This window comes from Nocardioides luteus, from assembly GCF_014648595.1.
Classification (GTDB): Bacteria; Actinomycetota; Actinomycetes; order Propionibacteriales; family Nocardioidaceae; genus Nocardioides; species Nocardioides luteus.
Window position 1 is genome coordinate 82,247 of the sequence record NZ_BMRK01000017.1, and the last position, 10,781, is coordinate 93,027.

General features: G+C 69.6%; 14 protein-coding genes and 1 tRNA gene. 13 read left to right on the top strand and 2 right to left on the bottom strand.

Translation table 11 applies throughout. The annotated features are described in order from the left end of the window. Window positions 1–205 precede the first annotated feature (205 nt). Window positions 206–766 carry a peptidoglycan recognition protein family protein gene (locus IEY81_RS18840; protein ID WP_189120032.1) on the bottom strand — a complete coding sequence of 187 codons (561 nt, stop codon included), beginning with the start codon at window positions 764–766 and terminating at the stop codon, window positions 206–208. A 3-nt stretch (window positions 767–769) separates the two neighbouring features. Continuing rightward, on the bottom strand, window positions 770–964 hold the full coding sequence (locus IEY81_RS18845) for a hypothetical protein (protein ID WP_189120033.1): 195 nt from the start codon (window positions 962–964) through the stop codon (window positions 770–772). 201 nt (window positions 965–1,165) lie between these two features. Between IEY81_RS18845 and IEY81_RS18850 the strand changes: the two genes are divergently transcribed. The 13 genes from IEY81_RS18850 (at window position 1,166) to IEY81_RS18910 (ending at window position 10,521) form a co-directional block, all read left to right on the top strand. Beyond that, window positions 1,166–1,945 (top strand): enoyl-CoA hydratase/isomerase family protein, encoded by a 780-nt coding sequence (locus IEY81_RS18850; RefSeq protein ID WP_189120034.1) that lies wholly within the window; start codon window positions 1,166–1,168, stop codon window positions 1,943–1,945. Between the two features lie 5 nt (window positions 1,946–1,950). Further along, window positions 1,951–2,286 (top strand): hypothetical protein, encoded by a 336-nt coding sequence (locus tag IEY81_RS18855; RefSeq protein ID WP_189120035.1) that lies wholly within the window; start codon window positions 1,951–1,953, stop codon window positions 2,284–2,286. 111 nt (window positions 2,287–2,397) lie between these two features. Next, the gene (locus tag IEY81_RS18860) at window positions 2,398–3,189 is read left to right on the top strand and encodes an electron transfer flavoprotein subunit beta/FixA family protein (RefSeq protein ID WP_189120036.1); all 792 of its coding nucleotides are present in this window, start codon (window positions 2,398–2,400) and stop codon (window positions 3,187–3,189) included. 23 nt (window positions 3,190–3,212) lie between these two features. After that, window positions 3,213–4,166: an electron transfer flavoprotein subunit alpha/FixB family protein gene (locus IEY81_RS18865; protein WP_189120037.1), complete on the top strand. Its 954-nt coding sequence runs from the start codon at window positions 3,213–3,215 to the stop codon at window positions 4,164–4,166. A 188-nt stretch (window positions 4,167–4,354) separates the two neighbouring features. Continuing rightward, window positions 4,355–5,587 (top strand): phospholipase D-like domain-containing protein, encoded by a 1,233-nt coding sequence (locus tag IEY81_RS18870; RefSeq protein WP_189120038.1) that lies wholly within the window; start codon window positions 4,355–4,357, stop codon window positions 5,585–5,587. 23 nt (window positions 5,588–5,610) lie between these two features. Beyond that, window positions 5,611–6,528: a phosphotransferase family protein gene (locus tag IEY81_RS18875; RefSeq protein WP_189120039.1), complete on the top strand. Its 918-nt coding sequence runs from the start codon at window positions 5,611–5,613 to the stop codon at window positions 6,526–6,528. Between the two features lie 53 nt (window positions 6,529–6,581). After that, window positions 6,582–7,007 (top strand): hypothetical protein, encoded by a 426-nt coding sequence (locus IEY81_RS18880; RefSeq protein ID WP_189120040.1) that lies wholly within the window; start codon window positions 6,582–6,584, stop codon window positions 7,005–7,007. 68 nt (window positions 7,008–7,075) lie between these two features. After that, window positions 7,076–8,326, top strand: a complete 1,251-nt coding sequence (locus IEY81_RS18885) for a glutamate-5-semialdehyde dehydrogenase (RefSeq protein WP_189120041.1) — start codon at window positions 7,076–7,078, stop codon at window positions 8,324–8,326. Between the two features lie 189 nt (window positions 8,327–8,515). Then, on the top strand, window positions 8,516–8,677 hold the full coding sequence (locus tag IEY81_RS18890; protein WP_189120042.1) for a hypothetical protein: 162 nt from the start codon (window positions 8,516–8,518) through the stop codon (window positions 8,675–8,677). 11 nt (window positions 8,678–8,688) lie between these two features. Next, window positions 8,689–9,372 (top strand): nicotinate-nucleotide adenylyltransferase, encoded by a 684-nt coding sequence (gene nadD / locus IEY81_RS18895; protein WP_189120043.1) that lies wholly within the window; start codon window positions 8,689–8,691, stop codon window positions 9,370–9,372. Continuing rightward, on the top strand, window positions 9,369–9,743 hold the full coding sequence (gene rsfS, locus IEY81_RS18900; protein WP_189120044.1) for a ribosome silencing factor: 375 nt from the start codon (window positions 9,369–9,371) through the stop codon (window positions 9,741–9,743). Before nadD ends, rsfS begins: the two co-directional genes overlap by 4 nt. A 6-nt stretch (window positions 9,744–9,749) precedes the next feature. After that, complete coding sequence (locus IEY81_RS18905; protein WP_189120045.1) at window positions 9,750–10,385, top strand: histidine phosphatase family protein; 636 nt, start codon at window positions 9,750–9,752, stop codon at window positions 10,383–10,385. Between the two features lie 63 nt (window positions 10,386–10,448). Continuing rightward, a tRNA-Ala gene (locus IEY81_RS18910) sits at window positions 10,449–10,521 on the top strand. Window positions 10,522–10,781 lie beyond the last annotated feature (260 nt).

Consider the following 10,781-nt stretch of genomic DNA (forward strand, 5'->3'; position numbering starts at 1 on the left):
AGTCGGCGCGTCTGCCCCGAATGGTCGCTCCGGTGCGTACGACACTGGGGCAGTTGCGCCGACTCGGCGTCGTTTCGTGGGGCAGTTGCGCCGACTCAGCGCAATTGAGCGGGGCAGATACGCCGACTCGGCGTCGTTTCATGGGGCAGTTGCGTCGGCTCGGCGTCAGGATCTGGGGCAGTTGCGCCGAGTCGGCGGGGTGGGGTCAGGCGCCGAGGGCGGCGGCTACGTCGGCTCGCATCGCGTCGAGGTCGATCGCGTACGGGTCGATCTTGCCGGTGGTGCTGGTCTCGCGGTGGCCGCGTACGTAGCTGGCGTCGGTGCCGAGCTGGCGGATGACGGCGGCGGTGGCGGCGATGGAGGCGTCGTACTGCGCTTGGGACATCTCCTGGTCGACGCCGTTGTAGTCGATCTCCCAGCCGACCATGAGGGTGTTGCCGTCGCCGGCGGGGATGGGGCCGCTGCCGCCGGAGGCGCCGGCGTGGTTGGCCCGGTTGGCCGAGATGAGGTGGAAGACGCCGTTGTAGTCGACCAGGGCCTGGCACAGCGGGCCGGGGAGGTCGGAGCGGCCGTTGATGCAGATCTCGAGCGAGGGGTGGGGGTTGTCGGGGGAGGTGGTCGAGCCGGCGGTGTGGTGCCACAGGACGCCGATCGGTTCGAAGGCGCCGCCGCCGGAGGTGGCGCCGCGGTTGAGCCAGTCGCCCTCTTCGACGACCTCGACACCGGCGCCGCGCAGGACGTCAGCGAGCCAGGAGATCTGCGCCATCGCTCACGCCACCCCCATCGCGACCAGGTCGGAGAGGCACTCCGGCGTGACGGTGGGGGCGGGGGCGGGTGCCGCCTGCTCGGGCTTCGCGGCGGCCGCGCTGCCGGTCGCGGCGGTCACGGCAGGCGCGACGATGACCGCGCCGAGACCGGCGAGGACTCTTCGACGGCTCGTGGGGTGGGGGACGGGGTCAGACATGCGACTCTCCTGTGGGGGAACGGTCTTGCATCCGTGGGCCCTCAAGCGCAACACAGTTACATACATGTCGTCCACCGATGCCCAGGGCCGAAGTTGTGCACTGCCCGATCCTGCAGTGCGTGGATGCGACCACGAGAGCCAGGAAGCACCCGATAGTGTTCGCGACAACGTATTCGGCTTCATAGACAGGGGAGCACCACGATGGGTGACTTCGTCAACCTCACCGTCGAGGACGGCGTCGGCACGATCCGGCTCGACCGTCCGAAGATGAACGCGATCAGCTTCCAGGTGCAGGCCGAGCTGCTCGAGGTCGCGAACGAGGCGGCAGCCGACGATGACGTACGCGCAGTCGTCGTCTACGGGGGCGAGCGCCTGTTCGCCGCCGGGAACGACGTCAAGGAGATGGCCGGCCTCTCCTACTCCGAGATGGCCAAGCGCGTCGCCGGAGTGCAGGCCGCGGTGACCGCGGTCGCGGAGATCCCGAAGCCGGTGGTCGCGGCGGTGACCGGCTATGCGCTGGGCGGCGGCTGCGAGCTGGCCCTCGCCGCGGACTTCCGCGTCGCCGCCGAGGACGCGACCTTCGGTCAGCCGGAGACGCTGCTCGGCATCATCCCGGGTGCCGGCGGCACCCAGCGGCTGGCGCGGCTGATCGGGCCGTCCAAGGCCAAGGATCTGATCTTCTCGGGCCGCTTCGTCAAGGCGGACGAGGCGCTGGCAATCGGCTTGGCCGACCGGCTCGTGCCGGCGGCCTCGGTCTACGAGGAGGCGCTCGCGTGGGCGAGCCAGTACGTGAAGGCGGCACCGTACGCGCTGGCGGCGGCGAAGACGGCGATCGACAAGGGGCTCGGGGTGGACCTCGCCACCGGGCTCGCCATCGAGCAGCAGCAGTTCGCCGGCGTGTTCGCGACGCAGGACGCCCAGACCGGGATGACGTCGTTCCTGGAGACCGGCCCCGGCAAAGCCAACTTCGAAGGGAAGTGACACTCGTGCCCGACACCAAGACGTCCTCCGGCCCGGCCGTGGTCAAGACCGTCAGGTCCTACGCCTCGCGAGTGGTCTGGGTGATCGCGCTGATCGCCGCCCTGGCGCTGGCGATCGGGGCGCTGCTGATCGCGCTGAACGCCAACCAGGACAACTCGCTGGTCGACTTCGTGCTCAACGCCGCGGACATCGCCGATCTGGGCCTGTTCTCGCGGGAGAACGGCATCAAGCAGTTCGGCGGCGAGGACGCGGAGATCAAGAACGCCCTGTTCAACTGGGGCATCGGCGCGCTGGCCTGGCTGATCGTCGGCCGCATCGTGGCCGGTTTCATCAGACCGTGAGGCCGTGTGACATTCTCAACGCGTAGGCACCTGTCGTCCTTATGTGACTGACGGGTAACATCGCTGGCGAACTACGACCATTCCAGGAGGGGCCGGCAAGGCCGCACCACCATGAACATTGTTGTGCTTGTGAAGTACGTGCCGGACGCGACCGCGGACCGGCAGTTCGAGGACGACTTCACCGTCGACCGCGTGAACGTCGACGGTCTGCTCTCCGAGCTCGATGAGTACGCGGTTGAGCAGTCGTTGCAGATCAAGGAGAAGCGCGAGGGTGAGGAGATCACCGTCACCGCGCTGACCGTTGGTCCGGAGGCCGCCGAGGCCGCCGTGCGCAAGGCGCTGCAGATGGGCGCCGACAAGGGCGTCCACGTCGTCGACGACGCCATCGCCGGCTCCGACGCGATCGCCACCTCGCTGGTGCTCGCCAAGGCCATCGAGAAGCTTGGCCCGGTCGACCTCGTCGTCGGCGGTCTGGCCTCGACCGATGCCGGCATGAGCGTCGTCCCGGCGATGCTCGCCGAGCGCCTCGGCCTGCCGCAGGTCACGCTGGCCTCGGTCGTCGAGACCCAGGGCGACCAGATCCGCATCAAGCGTGACGGCGACGTCGCCACCGAGGTCATCGGCGGCACGCTGCCGCTGGTCCTCTCGGTCACCGACCAGTCGGGCGAGGCCCGCTACCCGTCCTTCAAGGGCATCATGGCGGCCAAGAAGAAGCCGCTCGACACGTGGTCGCTCGGCGACCTCGGCGTCGACGCCTCCCAGGTCGGCCTGGGCGCGGCCTACACCGCGGTCGAGGAGACGGCGGCCCGCCCGCCGCGTACCGCCGGTGAGATCGTCACCGACGAGGACGGCTCGGGCGCCAAGGCGCTGGCCGACTTCCTCGCGTCCAAGAAGTTCATCTGAGGCCGAGAAGGGATATCTGAATCATGGCTGAAGTTCTCGTTCTCATCGACCACGCCGGTGGTCAGGTCAAGAAGCCGACCTACGAGCTGCTGACCCTGGCCGCCAAGCTCGGCGAGCCGTCCGCGGTCTACATCGGTGGCGCCGACGGCTCCGCCGGCGCCGCGGAGGCCGTCAAGGCCTACGGCGCCGAGAAGGTCTACGTCATCGACGACGCCCAGATCAAGGGCTACCTGGTCGCTCCGAAGGCCGAGGCGCTCGCGCAGCTGGCCGGCTCCGCCTCCCCGGCCGCGATCCTGCTGCCCTCCTCCGCGGAGAACAAGGAGGTCGCCGCCCGTCTGGCGATCAAGCTCGACTCCGGTCTGATCACCGACGCCGTCGACCTCGACGAGTCCGGTGTGGCGACCCAGTCGGTCTTCGCCGGCAACTACACGGTCAAGGGCAAGGTCACCAAGGGCACCCCGATCATCACGGTCAAGCCCAACTCGGCCGCTCCGGTCGAGAAGGCCGGCGCCGCTGCGGTCACCCCGTTCGAGGTGACCATCTCCGACGCCGCCAAGACCGCCCAGATCGTGGCCTCCCAGCCGCGTAAGGCCTCCGGCCGTCCCGAGCTCACCGAGGCCGCGATCGTGGTCTCCGGTGGTCGTGGCACCGGCGGCGACTTCTCCGCCGTCGAGGGTCTCGCCGACGCGCTCGGTGCCGCTGTCGGTGCCTCGCGTGCCGCTGTCGACTCGGGCTGGATGCCGCACACCTTCCAGGTCGGCCAGACCGGCAAGACCGTCTCCCCGCAGCTCTACGTGGCCAACGGGATCTCGGGTGCGATCCAGCACCGCGCCGGTATGCAGACCTCGAAGACCATCGTCGCGGTCAACAAGGACGAGGAGGCGCCGATCTTCGAGCTCGTCGACTTCGGCGTCGTGGGCGACCTGCACACCGTCCTCCCCGCCGTCACCGAGGCCGTGAAGGCGGCCAAGGGCTGACGAGCCAGTTAGGACGTACGTCCCGAAAACCCGCCTCCGAGCAGTGCTCGGAGGCGGGTTTTCTTCTGTTTGGTGGCTTGTTTGTCGAATTGTCATTGCGGGCCATACGTCGCTGGGTATAGTCCGGCCGCATGTGGGGGAATGCACTGAGGTCGAGGACGACCCGGAAGATCTCGATTGCTTCGGCTGTGGCCGGGAGCATCGCTGCTCTGGTCATGGCGATGATGACCGTCGTCTCGCCTCCGGCCAGTGCGGCCACCTGGTCGCCGCCGGCCGGACCGGTCTTCAACAACCCGACCGGCAACGCGACGCAGCGCAACTACATCATCCACCGGATCAACAACAGCATCCGCTACGCGCGCGCGGGCTCCTACATCCGGTTCGTCACCTACAACCTGGACCGCACCGACACGATCAAGCACCTCATCGCCGCCCACAAGCGCGGGGTGCACGTGCAGATCCTGGTCAACGACAACCTGATCAGCAACGGCGAGCGCACGCTCCAGCGTCAGCTCGGCGGCAACCGCAGCCGCCCCAGCTTCCTCTACATCTGCAAGGGCGCCTGCCGCGGCAGCAGCAAGGGCAACCTGCACATCAAGATCCACTCCTTCACCCACGTCGGCAACAAGCGCAACATCCTGATCAACAGCTCCGGCAACCTCGGCGGCGGCGCCGCCGGCGGCCAGTGGAACGACGCCCAAACGGTCTACGCCAGCACCAGCCTGTGGAAGACCTGGCTGCGGATGTTCAAGGAGCTCAAGGCCGACAAGAAGGCCTCGCCCCGCTACGTCTCCTGGGCAGGCGGGAGCACCTCGGTCGGCTTCCAGCGCACCCGTCCCGGCGCGACCAGCGACGAGATCTACGCCCGGGGCAGCGGCGACCGCGTGATCGACCGGCTGCGCAAGGTCGGCTGCAAGGCCCCGAAGGGCTACGGCTCCAAGGGCAAGACCGTCCTCCGGGTCCACATGTACGCCTGGTACGCCCGCCGCGGTGAGCGCATCGCCGACGAGCTCGTCCGGCTGAAGAAGCGCGGCTGCGTGGTCCGGGTGATCGGCTCGGTCACCAGCGACCCCGTCTACCGCAAGCTGCGGAAGGTCGGCATCCCGGCGCGCGACGCCGCCTGGGACTGGGGCAAGAAGAAGTCCACCAGCGGCGACAAGATCGTCTACGGCTCGCGCTGCTACTCCCACTACAAGTGGATGAGCGTCAACGGCGCCTTCGGTGGCAAGGGCACCTTCAGCGTCTGGACCGGCTCCGAGAACTGGTCGCCGCCGTCGTTCAGCAACGACGAGGTCACCTTCCGGTTCACCTCGAAGAGCTACTACCAGTCCTACACCTCCCGGTTCAACAAGATGTGGGACAGCAAGCGGGCGACCCACAAGATCTACAAGGAGCCCAAGTCCCGCCCCTGCGCCACCTGAGCGCCTCCCGCTAACCTCGCGGGGTGAGCTTCGGTGAACTCGGTGGTGGACTGCAGCCGCTCGAGGGCGGCTGGTCGGGCGAGACCTTCCTGGCGGACGCCGGCGGGGAGCGGTCGGTGGTGCGGGTCTTCGCCGACCCCCGCCACCACCCGCAGGCCGCGGAGATCCAGGAGGCCCTGCACCGGCTGGTGCGGGGCCTCGTCCCGGTCCCGGACGTCCTGGAGGTACGCCGCGCCGACCCCGCCATGGGCACGCCCGCGCTGCTGGTGACCGAGTTCGTCGAGGGCGTACGCGGCGACCTGCTGCTGCCCGGCCTCGACGAGGAGCGACGGGGCCGACTCGGCCACCACCTCGGCGAGGTCGCGGCGACCCTGGCCGGGATGCCGTTCCTCACCGGCGGGACGTTCGCCGACCGGGATCTGCGCATCGACCCGTTCGCGCTCGATCTGACCGAGTGGGTGGAGTCGCACGCCGAGGCGCTGTCCTGGGCCCCGGCCGACCTGGACGCCCTACGTGAGGTCGCCGCCGACGCGCAGTACCTGCTCGACCCGGTCTCGCGGGTGTGCCTGGTGCACAGCGACCTCAACCCCAAGAACCTGGTCGTCGACCCGGAGACGCTGCGGGTGCGGGCAGTGCTCGACTGGGAGTTCACCCACGCCGGCTCGCCGTTCACCGACCTCGGCAACCTGCTGCGTTTCGAGCGCGACGAGGCGTACGTCTCGGGGGTGCTGGCCGGCTATGTCGCCATCCGGGGTGGTAGCACCTCCGAAGCCCTCGAGCTGGCACGCTCCGCGGACCTCGTCGCTCTGGTCGAGCTCGCGGCGCGCCGAACCCAGAATCCGGTGGCCGCCCGAGCACATGACGTGCTGCTCGCGATCGCCCGGTCCGGGAATGTCCATATCGACCCCGAAGGCGCCCCGGACGTCCCCGCGCGCGGTTAGGATTCGAACTGCGCCGGGACGACGCCGGTGCAACATGGGGGATGGTTGTGGCAGTGAGGGAGATCGACGGGGCCGGCGGCCCCGCCGGACACTGGTGGCGTCGCTGGACGCCCTGGATCACGGCGCTGGTGCTCTCGGCGCTGTTCGCCGGATCGATGTCGGGGATCGCGTTCGTGCGGAAGTCCTATCAGCCGCCGGTGGACTATCCGGCGATGGACGAGTTCGAGCCGGAGCCGGGTGCCGCGAGCACGGCACCTGCCGACCCGGCGGGTGATCGAAAGCGGCTCGCGTCGTCGCCCTCGACCCGGCCGACCGGCCCTGCTGAGGATGCGACCCCGGCGCGAGCGCCGCAGAAGCCGTCGCCGTCGGCGTCCGGCTCGGCCGGCGCGAAGTCGCCCGCGACACCCAAGCCGTCCGAGACGCCGTTCGACCCGCTGGCGGGTCTCGGCGTGCTGCTGGGGCTGGGCGGGGCGAAGTGACCCGGCCGTGCGGTCCGCACGGCGAATAGGGTCCCGGTCGGACCGTCCGGACGGCATAGGCTTCTGACATGAGCGCAGAGGCAGTGATCCGTGAGGTGGCGGCGAAGGCACGAGAGGCGAGCTACGAGCTCGCGGTCGCGCCGCGCAGCGTGAAGGACGCGGCGCTGCACGCGATGGCCGACGCGCTGCTCGCCCGGTCCGAGGAAGTGCTCGCGGCCAACGCGGCCGACGTCGCCCGCGCCGAGTCCTCGGGCAGCCCCGCCAACATCATCGACCGCCTCACCCTGACGCCCGAGCGCCTCGACGGCATCGCCGCCGCGCTCCGCGAGCTCGCCGCCCTGCCCGACCCCGTCGGAGACGTCGTACGCGGCAGCACCCTCGCCAACGGCCTCGAGCTGCGCCAGGTGCGGGTGCCCTTCGGGGTGGTCGGGATGATCTATGAAGCGCGTCCCAACGTCACCGTGGACGCGGCCGGCATCTGCCTGAAGTCCGGCAACGCGGCGCTGCTGCGCGGCTCCTCCAACATCGCCTCCAGCAACGTGGCGATCGCCGCGGTGCTGCGCGACGCGGTCGCCTCCGTGGGGCTCCCGGCCGACGTGATCCAGGTCGTCCCCGGCGAGGGCCACGACTCGGTCAAGGCCCTGATGCGGGCCCGCGGGCTGGTCGACGTGCTCATCCCGCGCGGTGGCGCCGGCCTGATCCGCAGCGTCGTCGAGGAGTCGACGGTGCCGGTCATCGAGACAGGGGTGGGCAACGTACACGTCTATGTGGACAAGGCCGCCGACCTCGCCAAGGCGGTCTCGATCGTCATCAACTCCAAGACCCAGCGCACCAGCGTGTGCAACTCCGCCGAGTCGCTGCTCGTGCACGCCGACATCGCCAAGGAGTTCCTGCCGCTGATCGTGCCTGCCCTGCAGGAGCAGGGCGTCGAGATCCACGGTGACGAGACCTTCCAAGGGTTCGACCGGGTCGAGCCGGTCACCGACGACGACTACGCGGCCGAGTTCCTGGCGCTGAAGATCAGCGCCGCCGTCGTACCCGACCTCGACGCTGCCGTCGCCCACATCCGGAAGTGGTCGAGCGGCCACACCGAGGCGATCGTGACCGAGGACCTCAGCGCTGCGCGCCGCTTCACCGCCGCCGTCGACTCCGCCGCGGTCATGGTCAACGCCTCGACCCGCTTCACCGACGGCGGCGAGTTCGGCTTCGGTGCGGAGATCGGGATCTCGACCCAGAAGCTCCACGCCCGGGGTCCGATGGGCCTCCCGGAGATGACCTCCACGAAGTACGTCGTCACAGGGGACGGGCACGTTCGCTGACGCAAAGCGGCCGCGCGGGCGGGGTCACCTGCTGCGCGGCTCCCCAGCACGCACCCGGCAGCGTTGTCGTCGGTCGACGGCCAACACCGGGCCGCCTCCCTCCTCCGCCTTGCCGAGCACGCACCGGGACGCCGCTCGCGACGGTGCCCCCGCCCGCGCGGCCGCTTGCGGCAAGGTAATCTGTGCGCCATGTCGAACTCTGTTGTGTCGAGCATCATCACCTCCGCTGAGCACGGGGCCGAGCACGGCACCTCTGGCATCGAGTGGGTCATCGGTGGCGTCTCCCTGGCGATCTTCGTCTTCGCGATCCTGGTCCTGGTCTGGTTCGCCGGCGGCCGTGAGCACTCCTGAGCGCTGAGCAGATGGGCAGCGGGGGAGCGCCCGAGCCAGGTCTCGAGGGCCTGACCGGCAAGCGCCGTGTCGGGGTGATGGGCGGCACCTTCGATCCCATCCACCACGGTCACCTGGTGGCGGCCTCCGAGGTGCAGTCGTTCTTCGACCTCGACGAGGTCGTCTTCGTGCCGACCGGAGACCCGTGGCAGAAGGCCGACCGGGACGTCTCGCCGGCCGAGCACCGCTACCTGATGACGGTCATCGCGACCGCCGCCAACCCGCGGTTCACGGTGAGCCGGGTCGACATCGACCGCGCCGGACGCACCTACACGATCGACACGCTGCGCGATCTCGCCAAGGCGCTGCCCGACTCCGAGCTCTACTTCATCACCGGGGCCGACGCGCTCGCCGAGATCTTCACCTGGCGCGACACCGACGAGCTCTTCGAGCTCGCCCAGTTCGTGGGGTGCACGCGCCCGGGCTACTCGATGGACCCCGAGGTGATCGGGAAGATCCCCGCCGACCGCATCACCATGCTCGAGATCCCCGCGCTGGCGATCTCGTCCTCCGACTGCCGCGAGCGGCACCGTCGTGGGGAGCCGGTCTGGTATCTGGTCCCCGACGGCGTGGTGCAGTACATCGGCAAGCACGACCTCTACCGGCCCAAGGACTGGGCCTCCCCGACCACTTCTGAGAGCAAGGACCGCGTATGACCGCGACCGAGCACGCCATCGAGCTCACCATCACCGCCGCGCGCGCGGCCTCCGAGAAGAAGGCCGCGCACATCATCGCCTTCGACGTCAGCGACCAGCTGGCCATCACCGACGCCTTCGTGCTCGCCTCCGCGCCCAACGAGCGGCAGGTGCAGGCGATCGTCGACGAGGTCGAGGCCAAGCTGCGCGACCTCGGCTCCAAGCCGCTGCGCCGCGAGGGTCACAAGGAGGGCCGCTGGGTGCTGCTCGACTACGGCGAGATCGTCGTCCACGTGCAGCACGAGGAGGAGCGACAGTTCTACGCCCTCGAGCGGCTCTGGCGCGACTGCCCTTCGATCCAGCTGCCGGCCGACGTCGTCTCCGAGAGCTGACGCCCGGTGGTCGACCCTGCCGAGATCCGTCGCATCATCCTGCTCCGTCACGGAGTCACGCCCTGGAACGCCGAGGGTCGCTACCAGGGGCAGACCGACATCGAGCTGGCCGAGACCGGCCACCAGCAGGCCAAGGCCGCCGCGCGCGTGCTCGGTGCGACCTTCGACGTCACCCGCCTCGTCGCCTCGGACCTGAAGCGCGCGCGGCAGACCGCTGCGTACGTCTCCGAGGAGACCGGCCGCGAGGTCAGCTATGACCCTCGGCTGCGAGAGGTCCGTGCTGGCGAGGCCGAGGGGATGGTGCGCGCGGAGATCCTCGAGCGCTTCGGTGAGATGCCGACGAGCTGGGAGCCGTACGGCGGCGAGTCCTGGCCCACGGTGGCCACCCGTTTCAGCGCCGCGATCCACGACGTCGCCGGCTCCGTCGAGCCCGGCGAGACCGTCGTGGTCGTCGCCCACGGCGGCGCGATCCGGCAGGGGCTGGCCGCCTTCCTCGGCTGGGACCCGGCCGTGGTCACCACCCTCGCGCCGCTGACGAACTGCGCCTGGATCGAGCTCGTCGCCCGCGATTTCGCCCACGGGATCCTGCCGGCTGCGCCCTGGCGGCTCGCGACGTACGGAACAGGGGCCCCGATTTCGTGATCGCGAGAGCCTTCCGCTAATGTTCTTCTCGTTGCCCGGGGTGATCGACCGGGACAACGCCACGGGGGTGTGGCGCAGCTGGTAGCGCATCTGCATGGCATGCAGAGGGTCAGGGGTTCGAGTCCCCTCACCTCCACCGAAAGAGCAGATCAGGGCCGAGTTTCAGACCGAAAGGTCGGAGCTCGGCCCTGATTGCATGTGGCCTCCCTACGACGTCGCGACGAGCCTCAGAGCTGCGTCTCGCCGCCGTCCACGGCCAGCTCGATGCCGGTCGTGTCGGTGGCCTCGAAGGCGAGGAAAGCAGCAGTCCTGGCGAACTCGGCGACGGCTCAGGCCCCGCTCCTAGGTGTACTCGGCCATCAGGTTGGTGACAGTCGGCTGATCGGTGGGAGTCCT